Origin of the sequence: Staphylococcus sp. FSL W8-1268, assembly GCF_038003965.1 — a bacterium.
GTDB classification, from domain to species: domain Bacteria; phylum Bacillota; class Bacilli; order Staphylococcales; family Staphylococcaceae; genus Staphylococcus; species Staphylococcus hominis.
This window is the reverse complement of sequence record NZ_JBBOQE010000001.1, coordinates 1,150,699-1,169,567: the sequence shown is the minus strand read 5'-3', so window position 1 is coordinate 1,169,567 and position 18,869 is coordinate 1,150,699. Positions and strand designations below refer to the sequence as shown.

The 18,869-nt window shown below is 29.3% G+C and carries 20 protein-coding genes; 1 reads left to right on the top strand and 19 read right to left on the bottom strand.

Going from position 1 to position 18,869, the window contains the following annotated elements; translation table 11 throughout:
• Window positions 1-18 precede the first annotated feature (18 nt).
• The 5 genes from dnaK to lepA form a co-directional block, all read right to left on the bottom strand.
• Window positions 19-1,851, bottom strand: a complete 1,833-nt coding sequence (dnaK, locus tag NST64_RS05985; protein WP_002488544.1) for a molecular chaperone DnaK — start codon at window positions 1,849-1,851, stop codon at window positions 19-21.
• 42 nt (window positions 1,852-1,893) lie between these two features.
• The gene (gene grpE / locus NST64_RS05980) at window positions 1,894-2,517 is read right to left on the bottom strand and encodes a nucleotide exchange factor GrpE (RefSeq protein ID WP_002449765.1); all 624 of its coding nucleotides are present in this window, start codon (window positions 2,515-2,517) and stop codon (window positions 1,894-1,896) included.
• A 31-nt stretch (window positions 2,518-2,548) separates the two neighbouring features.
• On the bottom strand, window positions 2,549-3,526 hold the full coding sequence (hrcA, locus tag NST64_RS05975) for a heat-inducible transcriptional repressor HrcA (protein WP_002455272.1): 978 nt from the start codon (window positions 3,524-3,526) through the stop codon (window positions 2,549-2,551).
• Window positions 3,527-3,629: 103 nt separating this feature from the next.
• Window positions 3,630-4,751: a radical SAM family heme chaperone HemW gene (hemW, locus tag NST64_RS05970; protein WP_002449698.1), complete on the bottom strand. Its 1,122-nt coding sequence runs from the start codon at window positions 4,749-4,751 to the stop codon at window positions 3,630-3,632.
• An 82-nt stretch (window positions 4,752-4,833) separates the two neighbouring features.
• Window positions 4,834-6,657: a translation elongation factor 4 gene (lepA, locus tag NST64_RS05965; protein ID WP_002455271.1), complete on the bottom strand. Its 1,824-nt coding sequence runs from the start codon at window positions 6,655-6,657 to the stop codon at window positions 4,834-4,836.
• 330 nt (window positions 6,658-6,987) lie between these two features.
• Here lepA and rpsT point away from each other — a divergent pair, with 330 nt between their 5' ends.
• Window positions 6,988-7,239, top strand: a complete 252-nt coding sequence (gene rpsT / locus NST64_RS05960; RefSeq protein WP_002449701.1) for a 30S ribosomal protein S20 — start codon at window positions 6,988-6,990, stop codon at window positions 7,237-7,239.
• Between the two features lie 41 nt (window positions 7,240-7,280).
• On the opposite strand, the gene holA is transcribed toward rpsT, so the two are convergent.
• The 14 genes from holA to NST64_RS05890 form a co-directional block, all read right to left on the bottom strand.
• Complete coding sequence (holA, locus tag NST64_RS05955; RefSeq protein ID WP_002449817.1) at window positions 7,281-8,255, bottom strand: DNA polymerase III subunit delta; 975 nt, start codon at window positions 8,253-8,255, stop codon at window positions 7,281-7,283.
• Between the two features lie 70 nt (window positions 8,256-8,325).
• Complete coding sequence (locus NST64_RS05950; protein ID WP_241487000.1) at window positions 8,326-10,332, bottom strand: DNA internalization-related competence protein ComEC/Rec2; 2,007 nt, start codon at window positions 10,330-10,332, stop codon at window positions 8,326-8,328.
• 176 nt (window positions 10,333-10,508) lie between these two features.
• On the bottom strand, window positions 10,509-10,973 hold the full coding sequence (locus NST64_RS05945) for a ComE operon protein 2 (protein ID WP_002449872.1): 465 nt from the start codon (window positions 10,971-10,973) through the stop codon (window positions 10,509-10,511).
• A gap of 66 nt (window positions 10,974-11,039) precedes the next feature.
• A complete protein-coding gene (locus NST64_RS05940) occupies window positions 11,040-11,702 on the bottom strand; it encodes a helix-hairpin-helix domain-containing protein (RefSeq protein ID WP_002449803.1) in 663 nt (220 codons plus the stop codon).
• Between the two features lie 52 nt (window positions 11,703-11,754).
• Window positions 11,755-12,486 carry a class I SAM-dependent DNA methyltransferase gene (locus NST64_RS05935; protein WP_049418440.1) on the bottom strand — a complete coding sequence of 244 codons (732 nt, stop codon included), beginning with the start codon at window positions 12,484-12,486 and terminating at the stop codon, window positions 11,755-11,757.
• 1 nt (window position 12,487) lies between these two features.
• Window positions 12,488-12,841: a ribosome silencing factor gene (rsfS, locus tag NST64_RS05930; protein WP_002449779.1), complete on the bottom strand. Its 354-nt coding sequence runs from the start codon at window positions 12,839-12,841 to the stop codon at window positions 12,488-12,490.
• A complete protein-coding gene (gene yqeK, locus NST64_RS05925) occupies window positions 12,842-13,426 on the bottom strand; it encodes a bis(5'-nucleosyl)-tetraphosphatase (symmetrical) YqeK (RefSeq protein ID WP_049336054.1) in 585 nt (194 codons plus the stop codon).
• Window positions 13,416-13,985: a nicotinate-nucleotide adenylyltransferase gene (locus NST64_RS05920; protein ID WP_049418442.1), complete on the bottom strand. Its 570-nt coding sequence runs from the start codon at window positions 13,983-13,985 to the stop codon at window positions 13,416-13,418. The genes yqeK and NST64_RS05920 overlap by 11 nt, the downstream gene beginning before the upstream one ends.
• Window positions 13,986-13,989: 4 nt before the next feature.
• On the bottom strand, window positions 13,990-14,280 hold the full coding sequence (yhbY, locus tag NST64_RS05915) for a ribosome assembly RNA-binding protein YhbY (RefSeq protein WP_002449800.1): 291 nt from the start codon (window positions 14,278-14,280) through the stop codon (window positions 13,990-13,992).
• A gap of 6 nt (window positions 14,281-14,286) precedes the next feature.
• Window positions 14,287-15,093 (bottom strand): shikimate dehydrogenase, encoded by an 807-nt coding sequence (aroE, locus tag NST64_RS05910; RefSeq protein ID WP_002488542.1) that lies wholly within the window; start codon window positions 15,091-15,093, stop codon window positions 14,287-14,289.
• A 12-nt stretch (window positions 15,094-15,105) separates the two neighbouring features.
• Window positions 15,106-16,206, bottom strand: coding sequence for a ribosome biogenesis GTPase YqeH (gene yqeH, locus NST64_RS05905; protein WP_049336050.1), 1,101 nt, complete (start codon window positions 16,204-16,206; stop codon window positions 15,106-15,108).
• Window positions 16,207-16,734: a YqeG family HAD IIIA-type phosphatase gene (locus NST64_RS05900; RefSeq protein ID WP_002449847.1), complete on the bottom strand. Its 528-nt coding sequence runs from the start codon at window positions 16,732-16,734 to the stop codon at window positions 16,207-16,209.
• Window positions 16,735-16,761: 27 nt separating this feature from the next.
• Complete coding sequence (locus NST64_RS05895) at window positions 16,762-17,448, bottom strand: 5'-methylthioadenosine/adenosylhomocysteine nucleosidase (protein WP_049336047.1); 687 nt, start codon at window positions 17,446-17,448, stop codon at window positions 16,762-16,764.
• A gap of 176 nt (window positions 17,449-17,624) precedes the next feature.
• Window positions 17,625-18,863, bottom strand: coding sequence for an NRAMP family divalent metal transporter (locus NST64_RS05890; RefSeq protein ID WP_049336045.1), 1,239 nt, complete (start codon window positions 18,861-18,863; stop codon window positions 17,625-17,627).
• Window positions 18,864-18,869 lie beyond the last annotated feature (6 nt).

The following is an 18,869-nucleotide window of genomic DNA, read 5'->3' as shown; positions in this document are numbered from 1 at the left end:
CGTTATAAACGATTAGCTTTATTTTTTATCTTCGTCGTCTTTAACTTCTTTGAACTCAGCGTCTTCAACATTGCTATCATTTGATTGTTGTGAATTGTCTTGTGCTTGTTGTTGAGCTTGTTGAGCTTGTTGATATACTTTAGCAGATAATTCTTGAATTACTTGTTCTAATTCTTCTTTTTTAGCTTTAATATCATCTAAATCTTGACCTTCTAATGCTGATTTAAGTGCATCTTTTTTGCTTTCAGCATTTGATTTGTCTTCTTCACTGATATTTTCACCTAAGTCTTTAATTGTTTTTTCAACTTGGAATACTAAGCTATCTGCTTCGTTTCTTAAGTCTACTTCTTCACGACGTTGTTTATCTGCTTCAGCATTTTCTTCAGCATCTTTAACCATACGATCAATTTCTTCATCAGATAATGCAGAACTTGATTGAATAGTAATATTTTGTTCTTTATTTGTACCTAAGTCTTTTGCAGTAACGTTTACGATACCATTTTTATCAATATCAAATGTTACTTCAATTTGAGGTACACCACGTGGAGCTGGTGGAATATCAGTTAATTGGAATCTACCTAATGTTTTATTATCTGAAGCCATTGGACGTTCACCTTGTAATACGTGAATGTCTACTGCTGGTTGATTGTCAGCTGCTGTTGAATATACTTGAGATTTTGATGTTGGAATTGTTGTATTACGTTCAATTAACGTATTCATACGACCACCCATAATTTCGATACCTAATGATAATGGAGTTACGTCTAATAATACAACGTCTTTAACATCACCAGTAATTACGCCACCTTGGATAGCAGCACCCATTGCAACAACTTCATCTGGGTTTACACCTTTATGAGGTTCTTTACCAATTTCTTTTTTAACTGCTTCTTGTACTGCAGGAATACGAGTTGAACCACCAACTAGGATAACTTCATCAATTTCAGAAGTAGATAAGCCAGCATCTTTAAGTGCTTGACGAGTTGGTTCCATTGTTCTTCTGATTAATGAATCAGCTAATTCTTCAAATTTAGAACGAGTTAAGTTGATTTCTAAGTGTAATGGACCATTTTCTCCAGCTGAAATGAATGGTAATGAGATTTGTGTTTGAGATACACCAGATAAATCTTTTTTAGCTTTTTCTGCAGCGTCTTTAAGACGTTGTAACGCCATTTTATCTTGTGATAAGTCAACACCATTTTCTTTTTTGAATTCTGATACTAAATAGTCGATGATTACTTGGTCAAAGTCGTCCCCTCCAAGTTTGTTATCCCCTGCAGTTGATAATACTTCGAATACGCCATCGCCTAATTCAAGAATAGAAACGTCGAAAGTACCGCCACCTAAGTCAAATACTAAGACTTTTTGATCTTGTTCAGTTTTATCTAAACCATAAGCTAATGCTGCAGCTGTTGGTTCGTTAATGATACGTTCTACTTCTAAACCAGCAATTTTACCAGCATCTTTAGTAGCTTGACGTTCAGCATCATTGAAATAAGCAGGCACAGTGATTACTGCTTTATCCACTTTATCTCCTAAATAACTTTCAGCAGTGTTTTTTAAATTTTGTAAAATCATTGCTGAAAGTTCTTGTGGTGTATATGATTTGCCATCAATATCTACTTTATAATCTGTACCCATATGACGTTTAATTGATTGTACAGTATTTGGGTTTGTAATTGCTTGACGTTTAGCAACTTCACCTACTTGAGTTTCACCATTTTTAAATGCCACAACTGATGGAGTTGTTCTAGCACCTTCAGGATTTTGAATTACTTTAGGTTCGTCTCCTTCTAATACAGATACGCAAGAATTTGTAGTACCTAAGTCAATACCTATTACTTTACTCATAATAAAATTCCTCCAATTTTAAAAATTTTTTAAATTTAAATCTTATTGATTAACTTTGACCATAGATGGTCTTAAAACTCTATCTTTTAATTTATACCCTTTTTGTAATTCTTGAGTGATTTCACCAGAATTAAAATCAGGATTGTCATCTTGAACAACAGCTTGATGGAAGTTTGGATCGAATTCTTGACCTTCAGATTCAATTTCTTCTAAGCCATTGTCTTTTAATGCTCTTAATAAGCTTTCATGAATCATTTGAACGCCTTTTTTGAGAGATTTAAATGATTCATCATCACCCTCAATTTGCAGTGCACGTTCAATGTTATCGATAGTAGGTAAAATATCAGTAAGCACATGTTGAGCTTGATATTTTTTATTCGTTTCATTTTCATTTCGAATTCGACGCTTATAATTTTCGAATTCAGCATATAATCTTAAATATTTTTCTTCATTTTCATTTGCTTTTAATTGTAATTGTTGAATCTCTTCGTCTTTAGATTGATCATTTTTATCTTCATTATCATGTTCAGATGTAGATTCATTATTTAATTCTTCTTCAGAAGGATTATTTTCTACATCATTTAAAGACGACGCTTCGTTTTTAACGGTTTCATTTTCTTCAGTATGTTCAGTGTTATTTTTCACTGATTCGTCTTTTTCTGTCATTTTATGCCCTCCAATATAATTACAATTAGATTCACCATATTTGATTAAGTAATTGAATCACATTTTGATAATGCATCGCAGTTGGTCCGATAACCGCAATTTGTCCTTTTAGTGCATCATCAAAATGGTACTGGCTCGTTATAATTGAAATATCACTTAACCCTTTATCTATTTCGTGGCCAATTTTAACATTAATTTCAGAAGTAGAAATATTTTCTAGTAACTCGATAATTTTTTCTGATTCTAGATATTGTAAGATTGGCTGAATAGAAGAAACATTGGTTTCGTTCAGTGCATCAATAAGTTTAACCTTTCCACCCATAAAAATGCTATTACTTTGTTTATGGAGATGAGAAGTTAGCATGATAGTTAATTCATTTATAAAGGATTGTTCCGCAATAGAATTTGTAAATTGTTTTAACTTCTTATTAAAATCAAATTGACTTTTATAATAATTATCAGTCAAAAAATTTGAAATCCTTGTTAACCTATCATCGTCAAACTCCATTGATTCACTTAAATGTAAATGTTCTACATGTCCAGAATTATAGATGATGACCATTATAATTATAGACGAATTTGCACGAATCAAATGAACATTATTTATAATATCTGTTTTGTGATTAGGTCGAACAACCAACGTTGCATATTGAGATTTTATTGATAATTCATCAGCAAAATAACTAAGGGCTGAAGAAATATCATAATGATTCTCAATCAAAAGTTGATTTAAACGTTGAACTTTATTTTGTTTTTGATGAGATGTTTGTTTTAACAATTGATTGACGTATAATCTAAAACCTTGTTCAGAAGGTGCACGCCCTGAAGATGAATGAATTTTTTCTAAAAAATTCAACTCTTCCAAATACTTCATTTCGTTTCTAATAGTAGCTGGGCTTACATTTAAGTTATGTCTATCAATTAAGGTTTTAGAACCTATCGGTTGTCCTAAATCAACATAATCTTCAACAATTGCATTTAAAATGCTTAATTGTCTATTTGTAATCATGTCTTCACCTCATTAGCACTCCTTTGTCTCAAGTGCTAATTATAATTTAACAAATTGGTCAAAGTAAGTCAACGTTAAAGCTCTTATTTTTCAAAAAAATTTATTAATTTAATAGAAATGCTTCAAAAACTTCATTTCCAATGATTTTTCCCCTGTTTGTCAATGAAATATGGTTATCTCTTTCATAAAGTAAATTTTTCTTTTTCAGATTATTTATTGTCTCACCAAACACTTTATCCATTGAGGTACCAAATTTTGAAAGAAATTTAACTTTATCGACACCTTTATTCATTCTTAATCCTAAAAACATTTCTTCTTCCATTCTTTCTGATTGAGTAGGGAAATTGGAAGTTAAAATAGGACGTTGATGATTATTAATAGCATTGATGTAATGATTAACAGGATTGAGATTCGAATAGCGTTCTCCATTTACATATCCACTTGCGCCTGCTCCAAAACCATAATATTCTTCATTTAGCCAGTAAGTCTTATTATGTCTTGATTCATGATGAGACTTGGCGAAATTTGAGATTTCATACTGTTTAAATGAGGTTTCTCCTAAAACATTCATTAAATATTGGTACATTTCAGCTCCTAGATCTTCGTTTGGCAATTTTAATTTGCCTTTTCGATACATATTATAAAATTGAGTTTTAGGTTCTAAAATTAATCCATAACTTGAAATATGATCTATATCCATTTGTATTGCTCTATTAAGACTATCTGAAAAATCGTCTAATGTTTGAGTTGGTAAATGATACATTAGGTCTAAACTAATCGATTCAATATTTGCTTTTCTAGCATAATCTACAGCATTATATATATCTTGAGTTTTATGTGTTCTACCTAGAATTTTTAGTAATTCTGGTTTAAATGTTTGTACACCCATAGAAATTCTATTTACACCATATGAGTGCAGTAATTTCACTTTATCTAAAGTTAATTCATCGGGGTTTGCTTCAAATGTATATTCACCTTTAATTGAAAAAGTTGACTGTATTGCTTTTAAAAGTGTTTCAAGTTGCTTGAGATTTAAAGCTGTAGGAGTACCTCCTCCAACGTACATTGTTTCAAGATTTCTAATTTCACTTGTTTTCATTTCTTTAATTAATGCAGAAATATATTCATCTACTGGTTGTTTGTTAATAAAGTACTTATTAAAATCACAATATGTACAAATCCTAACGCAAAAAGGTATATGAATATACGCACTTTTTATTGACATAGTTACACCCTCAATTTTAAGTTTTTAAAACACAAACGAGGTTGGAACACATGATTGTAGGTTCCAGCCTCGCATTAATAATTTATTCATCATCCATTTTAAGAACAGCTAAGAAAGCATCTTGTGGTATTTCTACGTTACCAACAGCTTTCATTTTTGCTTTACCAGCTTTTTGTTTTTCAAGTAATTTACGTTTACGGCTGATATCTCCACCATAACACTTAGATAACACATTTTTACCCATAGATTTAATATTAGTTCGGGCTACGATTTTTTGACCTATTGCAGCTTGAACCGGAACTTCGAATTGTTGTCTAGGAATAAGTGTTTTTAACTTTTCAACAAGAGCTTTACCTCGTTCATACGCAAAATCTCTGTGAACGATAAAACTAAGTGCATCTACTTTGTCACCATTTAATAAAATATCCATTTTAACTAAATTACTTTCTTTATTTTCGATAAATTCATAATCAAATGAAGCATAGCCTTTCGTATTAGATTTTAATTGGTCAAAGAAATCAAATACAACTTCTGACAATGGAATTTCATAAACGATATTTACACGGATATCATCTAAGTAATCCATGTTTATAAATTGGCCACGTTTACGTTGACACAGTTCCATAACTGCTCCTACATAGTCATTTGGAACCATCATTGTTGCTTTTACATATGGTTCATAAATCGCTTTAATTCTATCACGTTCAGGCATTTGAGATGGATTATCAACTATAACTTCTGAACCATCATTCATTTCGCATTTATATATAACTGAAGGTGCAGTGGCAATTAATTCTATTCCAAACTCTCGTTCAATTCTCTCTTGAATAATTTCCATATGTAGCATACCTAAGAATCCTGTTCTAAATCCAAATCCCAACGCTTGTGATGATTCTGGTTCAAATTCTAATGATGCATCATTTAATTGAAGTTTTTCAAGAGCTTCTCTTAAATCGTTATAATCTTTATTATCAATTGGGAACAATCCACAATAAACCATTGGATTCATCTTTTTATACCCTTTTAACGGAGCATCTGCTGGTCTATCTACATGAGTGATAGTATCCCCAACACGTGAATCGTCGACATTTTTAATACTTGCAATAATATATCCAACATCGCCTACTGTAAGTTCTTCAATTGGTAGTTGTTTAGGAGTATTAATCCCAACCTCAGTAACTTCAAACTCTTTTCCTGTTGCCATCATTTTGATACGATCTCCAGCTTTTACAACGCCTTCCATTACACGAATAGAAGAAATAACACCTCGATAAGGATCGTACTCTGAATCAAAAATAAGAGCTTTAAGCGGTGCACTAGGATCTCCTTCTGGTGGAGGAACAACTTCAACAATTTTTTCTAAGATTTCATCAATACCAATATTTGATTTAGCACTTGCTAACACAACTTCATCTTTATCTAAACCAATAACATCTTCTAATTCTTGTTTTACTCTTTCTGGTTCAGCTGCGGGTAGATCTATTTTATTTACTACCGGTAAGAGTTCTAAATCATTATCTAGTGCTAAGTAAACATTAGCAAGAGTTTGAGCCTCAATGCCTTGTGCAGCATCAACTACTAAAATAGCGCCTTCACATGCAGCTAATGAACGAGAAACTTCATATGAGAAATCGACGTGCCCTGGAGTATCGATCAAATGAAACGTATAAGTCTGTCCATCTTTAGATTCATATTTTAATCTAACAGCATTTAATTTAATTGTAATACCGCGCTCTCTTTCAAGATCCATTGAATCAAGCAATTGATTTTGCATTTCTCTAGTTTCTACAGATTTAGTATTTTCTAATATTCTATCTGCTAACGTTGATTTACCATGATCAATATGAGCAATTATAGAAAAGTTTCTTATATTGTCTCTTCGGTTATAGCGTTCTTGCATATCCATAACTTATCATTCTCGCTTTCGTAAATTTACCCGTATGTGTATACATCTTTGACATAATATCGTTTTTAATCATTATTTGCAAATTTAAGAGAAAAGAATCATCATGTGAAGATTCTTTATTTACTTTTAATTTTAAGATTTTTCTTAAACTACATAACAATTATAAAGTGTTGTATAAAGGTTTCCAATAGTTAATATCGTTCTTTTTGTAAATAAATAGGTTTAATGTTAATAAATGATTGCACAAATATTCATGTTTTGATAAAATATTTCTTGTTGTAATCAAAATAAAATTTGATATGCTTAGATCACTTTTAGGAGGTGACAGTAATGCCAAATATTAAATCTGCTATTAAACGTGTAAGAACAACTGAAACTGCTGAAGAACGTAATATTTCACAAAAAAACGCTATGCGTACTGCAGTGAAAAATGCTAAATCAGCAATTGAAAATAATGCTGATAATAAAGCTGAATTAGTTAACTTCGCAATTAAATCAGTTGATAAAGCTGCACACAGTAACTTAATTCATTCAAATAAAGCTGACCGCATTAAATCTCAATTAATGTCTTCAAGCAAATAATCATTTAAAAAGTTCAAGCGATTAGCTTGAACTTTTTTTATTTATAAAGAAAGAATAAATAATTCTAAAATCAGTTGTTTATCCATATATGAGGATTTTAACTTATAATCAGTTTCTGCACATTGATCAATAATATTTAGCAAATGAGTTAATTGATAATGTTTTACTTGATTTAAAGCCAATTTAACTCGATATGGGTGCACATTAATTGTTTTAGCAATTTGTTGTCCGCTATATCCTTTTCGACTTAAAATTTTACATTGATAATATAATCGATAATTACTTGTTATTAATGCTAATAGTTTAATAGGTTCTTCCTTCATTACTATTAAATCTTTAATAAGTTGAATGGCTTTATATTTTTCTCCTTTTTGTATATATTCAGTTAAAAGAAAAACATTTTGTTCTAAACTTCTATTAATAATCTCTTCAACATCTTTTTTATTTATAGTTGGTCGCTCTCCTAAGAATAAAATGATTTTTTCTAATTCTTGCGAAACTATATTAAAGTTAATACCAGTTAATTCTATAAATAAATCTAATGCATCCTGTTTAATATCTTTAAAATTTTCATGAAGTTTATTTTTTATCCATTTTTTAATCTCTTGTTCAGACATCTGTTCAACTTTAGTTAGCTTGCTTGTCTTTTTTAAAGTTTTAGTAATTTTCTTTCTTTCATCTAATTTATTTTGATACACTTCAAAAATGATAAAATTTTCTCCATCATATTTTTCTAAAAATTCGTTCACTTGTTCGTTGTTTGGTTGGATATCTTTTGAAACTTTCTCACCTGTAAAGATAAAAGCATTTTTAACAACGATAGCTTTTTTCTCTGAAATAAAAGGCATCGTTAATGCTTCTTCCATAATCTGATTAAAACTTGTATCATAAAGATTATATTTAACATAGTTAAAATCGTCTTTTTTTTCATTTAAGTAACTTTCTACGATTTCATTACTTTTTTTCTCCACTAGTTCTGGCACTTCTCCGTATATAGCCATTATATTATTAGCCATGTAAACTTGCACCCTTTCAAAATTCTACCATTAAGTTATTATAGCATTGTGTAATTATTATTCTCTATCATTAACTTTTATTAAAGGATGATATAAGTTGATTATCGAGATTTAAAGTAATATCTCCATCAGTCTGAGTATTGTAGATATGAGAATTAATTTTCTCTAATTTATCTATCGTTTCATTATTAGGCAAATGAAAAGTATTATTTTTTCCACTTGAAATAATACTTATTTTAGGTTGTATGATTTCTAACAAATGTTTTGAACTACTTGTTTTACTGCCATGGTGTCCAACTTTTAGAACATCAATTAACGGTAAATGATATTTCTTTAATAATAAATTTTCATTTTCTTCAATTGCGTCGCCCATCAATAATAATTTGTAATTTTTGTACTCTATTAATGAGATTATACTTTGTGCATTTTTGTCTTCATTGGAATCAATAAAAGCATTTAAAAATGATATTTTAGCTTCTTTCAACTGAATTTTATTAGTCTCTGAAACATCAATAACTTTTATATGATATATACTACAAGTTGTATGTATAGTTTTAATTTGTTCTATAGAATAACTTTTTATATATAAATATAAATTTTTGATTCTTATATTTTGTGCTAAATAAGGAAATTCGCCGATATGATCATTATGTGGATGGGTAAGAATTAAGTGATCAATTTTTGATATTCCTCTAGATTTTAAAGTAGGAATAATATGATATTTCGCAATATTATGATTATCTTTAATCTTCGTTTGAACTACTTTACCACCAGTATCTACCATCACAGTTTCATTATTTTTTGTTTGAAAAAGAAAACTATCACCTTGGCCAACGTTTAAAGCAGTAAACGTCGTCGCTAATGGTTGATTAGTTAATCTTAAAAATATTATAAATAAGATAATTATAATTAAGAATACTCTATAATTTTTATAACATATAAATGTAGTTAGTAGAGTTAATAAAATGAAACAGTATAGTAGACTTAAATTTGATTGATCAGCGATATTTATTTGGTAATTTCTAAATAAAATGAACGGTTGTATTATTCTATCGTGCAGTTCAAATAATTGATTTGCAACCATATTTATATATCGCAAGTCACTAAAGAAATGATAGAAAATAAATAAAACAATAGAAAGTGGAAAAATAATGAAAGAATATAATGGGACAAATATTATATTAGAAATAAAACCAATCCATTGAAACTGATTAAAATGGTAAATACTAATAATCATGGATGAAAATTGAGCGATAATTGTTATATAAATATAATTCTTTAAAATTGATTGATTATTAAATAGTGGCTTAGAAAGTAGTATAAAAAAAGAAATGATGAAAGAAAATTGAAATCCAATATCATAAGCAAAATTCATATTCCAAATTGTCATCAATAAAAAGACTAAAGATAATACACTTATAGACGAAATTTTAAAAGCCTTAGGGATAATAAAAAAAGTAATAGCGGTTAAAACTGCTCTTAAAGCACTCGGTGCAAAATTTGTATAAAAAATAAATAGTATTAGTATTATAATAATAAAAACTCGTATAAATAATTTTGGAATATTAAACCTGACCAGACTATATTGAATGATAAAAATAATGGTAGCAACATGTGATCCACTGACAGCAAGTAAATGATAAATACCTATAGCTTTAACTTTATCTAAGTAATCTGTATCAATTGCACCAGTATCCCCAGTAATTAAAGCTAATACTCTCTCTGGATATTTTAACGAAGAATGATATAACTTGTTTTGAATATAATTTAGGTGTTTATCTATAAAACTTATATGATTAACCTTAGTACAATATTTATTATCTATTTGATTGATATAAACATAGACTTCATTTTGAATACTATTTGTGATATTTCCATTAATTTTACATTCTCGATTTTTTAAATCTTTAGCTCTCAATTGTGGACTTTTAAAAGTAAAGTGATAAAGATTATGTTTATATCGAAATTGTCCTTTAATAATTTGATTGAATTGTTTTATATCATTTTGAAACGTTACTTTTGAATGTATATTACTGTGGACTTTTAAATTTTGGAGTATTAAATGATTTGTTTTCAAAGTATGGTGTACTTGAAATAAAGCTAGAAAGAAAAAGGATAGAATTAATAAATAGTGGTATAAAGGAATACTCTTTCGATACACAATAATTAATATAATAGTAAATATTAAAATTGAAAATAATTTAAGATGAACCCATAATATACCACTTAAAAAAGAAAGTGCATATAAAACAACTAACATTCTTTAGTTAAAAATTCAGCTATTTTATTAGCAGAAAATGGTATTTTTTCATACTCAATACCTGCTTGATTTAATAATTTAATAGCATATTTATGATTATGATAATCTTTTGCATAGTATATTTTTTTAATACCTGCTTGAATAATAGACTTAGTACAGTTTAAACAAGGAAAATGTGTGACATATATCGTTGCATTATCTGACGATACACCTTGTTTTGCGCATTGTAATAATGCATTCATTTCTGCGTGGATGGTTCTAATACAATGATCATCTTCTATTAAACATCCTACATCAATACAGTGAACTTCTCCTGCTACTGAGCCATTATAACCTCCTGCAATTATTCTATTGTCCTTTACAATTGTTGCGCCTACTGATAATCGTTGACATGTAGAACGTAATGCAAGCAAATGACTTTGTGCCATAAAATATTCATCCCATTTTATTCTATCCATAAAGTTCAACTCCTTAAAAAAATATATATCTATTATAATTTATATTAAAATTTCTTCCAATTTAATTTATGTAGTAAAGTAATCTTTAAGTTTCTCAAAAGTTTTCCCTCCAATTCCTCTTACTTGTTTTAAGTCTTCAACATTATTAAACTGTCCCTTTTCCTCTCTGTATTTAATAATCTCTTTCACTTTAGTTGGCCCTATACCTGGAACATTAAGCAATTCTCTTTCATTTGCTGTGTTAAGATTGACTTTAATACTTTCAGAAGTATTTAAATTACTTTGATTAGTGGGTGTAGCATTTATTTTCGTTTCATTTTTATTAGGTATATAAATCATTTTTTGATCAGTAAGTTTTTCAGATAAATTGATTTTTGTAATATCAGCGTTTTCAGAAACTTTAGCTTTTTTTAATACATCTTTAACTCTATCGTTCTTTTTCATTTCATAAACATCTGGTAATTTAACAGCCCCTTTGACATCTACATAAATAGTTGAATTTTCTTTAGAAGAAGTGGATAAATTATTATCATTTTTATTTTTATTATATTTTTCATTATTATTAAATTGGCTATTATTAGCATTAGATGTTGTCATATGTTCTGAAGTCTCATTATTTTTCATAAGCATGAGAATCACTATAAAAAGTAACACTACTGCAATTAAAATGATGATATGAGTCTTCCACTTAGTTAATAATTGAATTATTTCATTTCTATACTTAAACAAAAACTCATCTCCTTATATGTATAAACGTATAAGGAGATGAGTTTACTTTATTTTATTTATAAGCAACAAAAAACAATCTGTCACCTTTTTCATTATGATTATTGATGTCAAAGTCTACAAAAGTTTCAATACGATTAAATCCAGTTTGTTTTAACAATCGAATATAGAAATCTTTTTCAAATGTTCTTTGATAGTGTGATTCATTAAAACGGTGATAATTACCATTATGCTGTTTTAAAAAGAAACTCATATCATGATAAACACTATAAGGTTCTTCACCCTTTATAGCTTCCCACGCTAAAAATATATCATCATTATCATCAATATAACATTGATTATTAAATGCTGTGTTCATTTTATATATCGTATGAATATCGAATATAAACATTCCTAAATGAGATAAATGATTAAATACACAATTAAACGTATTTACGATATCATCAATATCAGGTAAATAATTCAGGGAATCACAAAATATTGTTACAACATCATATGTTGTATTTAATGAAAAATCGGTCATGTCACCTTCTAACCAAGTAACTTGATTAGATTTATTTGCAGCAATAGATAACATGTTTGTACTTAAATCCATGCCTGTAACCGTTCCAATAGAAGGAAGTAATTGCGTTAAACTTCCAGTGCCACAACCAATATCAAGAATATTTATTGAATCATTAGAAGACATTGTTCTTGTATAATATTTTACAATATTAAACCATTCTTCATAAGGTTGATCTTGAGTAAGCTGATCATAAACTTTACTCATTTCAGTGTATTGCATCATTTTAATATGCTACCTGATTATATGATTCTATTGGAGCATCTTGATAAAGTTTCTCTATATTATAGTAATTGCGTTCATCTTTATGGAAAATATGAACTACTACGTCTGCTAAATCAATTAAGACCCATCTTGCACTTTGATAACCTTCCATACGCTTTACTTCAATATTATTTTCATGCACTTTTTCTTTTACTGCTCTAGCAATTGATTGAACTTGACGTTCATTATTACCATGACACACTACAAAATAATCAGTCATATCACTAATACCTTGCATATTAAGAGAAACAATATCTTCTGCTTTTTTATCTTCTGTCGCTGTGACAGCAATATTTAATAATTCTTCTGAATTCATTTAATCATCCTTTATCTTTTGATCACTATAATTATAATAATTTAAACATTCAATCGTAGAACCATAAACAGTAATATCTTTACTAATTAAAAATAACACTGTTCGCTTTGATATTTCATAAATTGTTTTATCTAAGCTACCTTGATTGTATGCCATATCTCTAATTTCTTCAACTCCTGGAGTTTTTCTACCAGGTTCTATATAGTCAGCAATAAATACCAATTTTTCAGTTTTTGTCATTTCTTTACGACCAGTAGTGTGATATTTAATGGCTAATAATATTTCTTCATCTTCGATGCCATAATCAGCCTTCATTAATGCTGCACATACAGGTCCATGAAGAATTTCACTTCCATAACTTAACAAATTGCTATCTAAATCATGTTGGCGAACGACTTGATACATTTTTCCTAAATCATCATATTTACAATAATCATGTAAAATACCTGCTAACTCTGCTTTACTTTTATCTCCATCATAGATTTCAGCAAGCTTAACTGCTGTGTCAGCTACTCTAAGAGAATGTTTAAAACGCTTTTTGGGCAATTTATTTTCGATAAGTTTTTTTGCTTCTTTAGTGTTCATAGAATCCTTCCTCTCTAATATATTTACTAACATTTCGAGGGACTAAAATATCAATTGTTTTTTTATCTTTTACACGTTGTCTAATCATTGATGAACTAATATCCATTCTTGGAATAGATATGGAAATCATATTTTCATCAACCTTTTGAATCTTTTTTTCTCTATTTACTACTATAAAGATAATCATTTGCTTTAATTCATCTATTTTATACCATTTATCAAGTTGATCATATTGGTCTGATCCTATTACAAAATAAAACTTATCGTAAGGATTTTGGTCAATTAACGCTTTTAATGTATCATACGTATAACTTTGACCTTTTCTTTCTAATTCTGCATAACAAATATTTCCGAAACCTAACTGCTCAATTACCATATTAATCATTTTGATGCGATAATGAGCATCTAAGTAATCGTTATGTTCTTTAAGTGGAGCCATATAACTTGGTAAAAAATAGAAAACATCCGGTTTAATTTTATGAAATACTTCATTAGCTACTAACATATGTGCAGTATGAATAGGATTAAATTGTCCGCCGTATAAAACAATTTTTTTCATAGAATTATGGTAATGAAATTTCCTTATTTTCTTGAGATTCTCTATAAATGACTATCATTGATCCAATGACTTGGACCACTTCACTATTAGTAGCTTGACTTAGCGTTTGGGCTAAATCGTTTTTATCATCAAAATTATTTTGAAGTATATGAATTTTAATTAATTCTCTATTTTCAAGTGTTTCATCTATTTGACTAATCATATTATCATTAATTCCAGCTTTACCTATTTGAAAAATTGGATCAATGTTATGCGCCAAACTTCTTAAATATCTTTTTTGTTTACCTGTTAGCATAGCATATTATTCTCCTTTTAATTGATTTAAAACTGCTAATTTCATTTCTTTAATTTCAGCATCTTTGCCAGTCCATATTTTAAAGCTCTCAGCACCTTGATATACAAACATATCTAGACCATTATAAATAGGGTTACCCTTCTCTTCAGCTTGTTGTAAAAATGATGTTTTATAGGGAATATAAATGATATCACTTACCAATGTATTCGGTGATAATTGATCGAGACGAATTACACTCTCTTTATTATTATCTAATCCTGCTGATGTTGTATTAATAATAATATCAAACTCATCAAGATATTGTTCAGCTTGTTGTAGGGTAATCGCATTAATATCTAATTTCCAATTATCAAAGCGACTCATTGTTCTATTCGCTATAGTTAATTTAGGTTGTACACATTGTGAAAGTGCAGTTGCAATACCTTTGCTTGCACCCCCAGCTCCAAGAATTAAAATGTATGCATTTGATAAGTCAGGATATACTTGTTTTAATCCTTTTACGTATCCAAGACCATCAGTATTATAACCAATCCATTTATTCCCTTCTATTTTCACAGTATTCACTGCACCTACAGCTTTAGCTTGTTCATCAATATCATCTAAGAATGGAATAATGCGTTCTTTATGAGGAATAGTAATATTAAATCCACTTAAATTTTTTTCAGTTATTATTTCTTTAATATTATCGAAATCTTGAACCGGTATATGCAATGCTTCATAGGTATCATTTAAACCTAAAACTTTAAAATTAGTATTATGCATCACTGGTGATAATGAATGTGAAATCGGATCTCCTATCACTGCAAATTTCATTATGAATCCTCCCTACATAATAGATTGTCTTAAAACAACATCAACACTTTTAGGAACACGAACAATCACTTTTGCACCTGCTTCGAGTGTAATAAAGCCCAATCCAGAAATCATAATGTCACGTTTTTCTTTCCCTGTTTCTAGACGTACAGCTTTCATATCACTTATATTAAATTTTTCGGGGTTACTAGGTGGACTTAATAAATGCCCTATTTGATTTCGCCATAAATCATTTGCCTTTTCAGTTTTAGTTCTATGAATATTTAAATCATTAGAAAAATAACATACAAGTGGTCGTTTCCCACCAGAAACATAATCTATCCTAGCTAATCCACCGAAGAATAAAGTTTGTTCCTCATTTAATTGAAATACACGTTGTTTAATTTCATTCTTAGGAATAATCACTTTCAATTCTTTTTCAGTAACATAATGGGTCATTTGATGCGCTTGTATAATGCCAGGTGTGTCATACATAAATGTTTTTTCATCTAAAGGAATATCTATCATATCTAATGTTGTACCTGGAAATCTTGATGTTGTAACGACATCTTTTTCACCTACACTTTGCTCAATTAATTTATTGATTAAAGTTGATTTACCAACATTTGTAGTACCAACGATATAAACATCTTGATGATTTCTAAAACGGTTGATTGATTCTAAAAGTGCATCAATACCCCATCCTTTATGAGCTGATATTAATACCACCTCTTCAGCTTCTAATCCATACTTTCTAGCTGTTCTTTTTAACCATTCTTTTACACGACGTTGATTAATTTGTCTTGGTAAAAGATCTAATTTATTCGCCGCCAAAATGATTTTCTTATTTCCTACAATTCGTTTTAAAGCATTAATAAACGATCCTTCAAAGTCAAAAACATCAATTACGTTAACGATAATCCCTTGTCTATCGGATAATCCATTTAATAAATTTAAAAAATCTTCACTATCCATTCCTACATCTTGTATTTCATTATAATTTTTTAATCTAAAACAACGTTGGCATATAACATCATCTCTAAATAAATTATGTTCTGGCACATACCCAGGTGCGTTTTTATCTTCAGATTGTAAAGGAGCGCCACAACCGATACATTTTAAAGTTTCATCCAATCAATTTTCCTCCCATGTAATATAGCCTTTTCTTTTAAAATAGTTTAATAATCGACGTTCGATTATTCTATTTAGTCTAGTTAAAAATCCATCTGTCTTTTTGACAGGGACTACCATGATAGTATATAGACCGTTATTATTGCCACCAAGTACGTCTGTAAGCATTTGGTCACCTATAACGACTGTTTCTTCTGGTTTAATATTCATGTGTTGTATAGCCTTTTTAAAAGCTCTTCCCATAGGTTTTCTAGCTTTAAAGATAAAATCAACGTCTAAGTCTTTCGAAAAACCGGAAACACGTTTTTCACTATTATTTGATACAATTGTAATCGTTAATCCTAAATCATTTGCCTTTTTAAACCATTCTTGTATTTCTTTCGTTGGTGTTTTAACGTCCCAACCTACTAATGTATTATCTAAATCTGTAATAATACCTTTAAAACCAGAATTTGCTAACTTTTCAATATCAATTTGAAATACAGATTGTACATAATCACTAGGCATAAAATATTTTTTAATTAATCCCATTCATTTCACCTTTAAATTATTTATTGTTTATATTTCTTTAACCAACTGTTCAACAATGTTACTTGATGATTGAGCTGCTTTACCAAGAAACTCTTCAAACGACATTTCTGCTTTCCCATTTGCTAAATCAGAAACAGCACGAGTGACGATAAAAGGTAAATTAAATTGATAACAAGTTTGAGCAATAGCCGTTGCTTCCATTTCAACTGCCATAGCTTCTGAAAACTGACGTTTAATTTTTAATCGCTGTTCGCTACTACCAATAAAGCTATCGCCACTTACAATTTGACCAATTTTAGCGGTTAAATTTTGCTGTTTTACAACTTTTTCAGTTAATTGGAGTAATTGTTGGTTAGCTTCAAATTGAGCTGGCATTTGAGGTATTTGACCGATGTCGTATCCAAAAGCAGTTGCATCTGCATCATGGTACATCACATGATTACTAATTAAAATGTCTCCAACTGATAAACTGTCATCTAAAGCACCAGCTGAACCTGTATTTATAATCAATGTTGGTTTAAATTTTTCAATTAACAATGTTGTGGATATTGCAGCATTTACTTTTCCAATTCCACTTTGTGTTAAAACAACATCTTTATCATTTAGTTGACCACGATAAAATTTTACATGTGCTACTTCAATCTCATTTAAATTCACTAATTTATGTTTTAAAATCGCTACTTCTTCTTCCATAGCTCCAATAATTCCAATCATATTTACACCTCAACTTTAATCTTAGCACATGTTATTCTAACATAATTTCTAGTTCATCACGACTAACTTTTTCTATTAAAATAATCTTGAAAATGATTTAATAAAAAAACTGTCGACACAGTTAAACACTGTCGACAGTTAAATTTTAAAATCTTAAATTATATATATATTTATGATTAACCTTTCCATAAAGTAGCTAAATCTTGTAGAGACAATATACCTGTTATAATTGTAACAATAACTGCTATAATGCCAAATACTAGCATCCATGTTGGATGTTTATAATCTCCAACAATTGATTTTTTTCTACTCGCTATCAATATTGCACCCAAAGTAATCGGTAAAATCCATCCATTTATTGCTCCAGCAATAATCAATAAACTAATTGGTTTTCCAATTAATAAGAAAATTATTGTTGAAATCACGATGAAGACAATGACAATCAAATTATTTTTATTAAATAATGATTTGTGTAATGTTTTTAAGAAAGTTGCACTTGTATATGCTGAACCAATCACTGATGACATTGCGGCTGCGAAAATAACAACTCCAAAAATATTTTTTCCTATTGGTCCAATAGCATGTTCAAATACTGAGGCTGGCGGATTATCTGCATTTAAAGTGACACCTGTCACTACAACTCCAAGTACTGCTAAAAATAATAATGTTCTCATAATACCTGTAGTTAAGATACCTGCAATAGCTGAACGATTCACAAATGGTAAAAACTCTTTACCTTTCATTCCAGAATCAAGTATTCTATGTGCGCCAGCAAATGTGATGTATCCACCTACTGTTCCTCCAACTAAAGTAATAATTGGTAAAATTAATTTAATAGGATGTTCTGGTGCAACTGTATGAACAAGTGCATCACCATAGGGAGGGTTAGATACAACCATGACATAAGCGACTACTAATATCATTATTACTCCTAAAATCATTGAAACAATATCCATAATTTTTTGACCACTTTTACTTACAAATATTAAAATTGCAAAAATGGCTGTAATAGCTGCTCCCCATTTAACATCAAGTCCAAATATTGCATTCAATCCTAAACCAGCACCAGCTATGTTTCCGATATTAAAAGCAAGTCCTCCAAAAGCAATCAATATTGAAATTAAAGTTCCTAATCCAGGTAACACTTTATTTGATACTTCTTGACCACGTAAACCTGTTATAACTAATACGCGCCAAATATTAATTTGAGCTCCAATATCAATTAATATAGATATTAAGATTGCAAAAGCGAAACTTGCATAAAATTCTGCTGTAAACACAGCAGTTTGAGTTAGAAATGCAGGACCGATCGCAGATGTAGCCATTAAAAATACAGATCCATAAAGTAAGCGTCTATGACTTTTTGTAAATTTAAAATTGTCTTTATCTTGTGTTTGATTTAAATTTTCTTTCATTAGAAA

Bases quoted from the DNA above. Each gene is read 5' to 3' on its own strand.
- aroE (WP_002488542.1), bottom strand. From the start codon at position 15,093: ATGAAATTTGCAGTGATAGGAGATCCGATTTCACATTCATTATCACCA.
- yhbY (WP_002449800.1), bottom strand. From the start codon at position 14,280: ATGCTAACAGGTAAACAAAAAAGATATTTAAGAAGTTTGGCGCATAAC.
- rsfS (WP_002449779.1), bottom strand. From the start codon at position 12,841: ATGAATTCAGAAGAATTATTAAATATTGCTGTCACAGCGACAGAAGAT.
- NST64_RS05935 (WP_049418440.1), bottom strand. From the start codon at position 12,486: ATGATGCAATACACTGAAATGAGTAAAGTTTATGATCAGCTTACTCAA.
- NST64_RS05920 (WP_049418442.1), bottom strand. From the start codon at position 13,985: ATGAAAAAAATTGTTTTATACGGCGGACAATTTAATCCTATTCATACT.
- dnaK (WP_002488544.1), bottom strand. From the start codon at position 1,851: ATGAGTAAAGTAATAGGTATTGACTTAGGTACTACAAATTCTTGCGTA.
- rpsT (WP_002449701.1), top strand. From the start codon at position 6,988: ATGCCAAATATTAAATCTGCTATTAAACGTGTAAGAACAACTGAAACT.
- NST64_RS05895 (WP_049336047.1), bottom strand. From the start codon at position 17,448: ATGATTGGAATTATTGGAGCTATGGAAGAAGAAGTAGCGATTTTAAAA.
- NST64_RS05890 (WP_049336045.1), bottom strand. From the start codon at position 18,863: ATGAAAGAAAATTTAAATCAAACACAAGATAAAGACAATTTTAAATTT.
- grpE (WP_002449765.1), bottom strand. From the start codon at position 2,517: ATGACAGAAAAAGACGAATCAGTGAAAAATAACACTGAACATACTGAA.
- yqeK (WP_049336054.1), bottom strand. From the start codon at position 13,426: ATGAACACTAAAGAAGCAAAAAAACTTATCGAAAATAAATTGCCCAAA.
- hrcA (WP_002455272.1), bottom strand. From the start codon at position 3,526: ATGATTACAAATAGACAATTAAGCATTTTAAATGCAATTGTTGAAGAT.
- hemW (WP_002449698.1), bottom strand. From the start codon at position 4,751: ATGTCAATAAAAAGTGCGTATATTCATATACCTTTTTGCGTTAGGATT.
- holA (WP_002449817.1), bottom strand. From the start codon at position 8,255: ATGGCTAATAATATAATGGCTATATACGGAGAAGTGCCAGAACTAGTG.
- lepA (WP_002455271.1), bottom strand. From the start codon at position 6,657: ATGGATATGCAAGAACGCTATAACCGAAGAGACAATATAAGAAACTTT.
- NST64_RS05900 (WP_002449847.1), bottom strand. From the start codon at position 16,734: ATGGGATTAATTAAAAAATATTTTATGCCTAGTGATTATGTACAATCT.
- NST64_RS05945 (WP_002449872.1), bottom strand. From the start codon at position 10,973: ATGGATAGAATAAAATGGGATGAATATTTTATGGCACAAAGTCATTTG.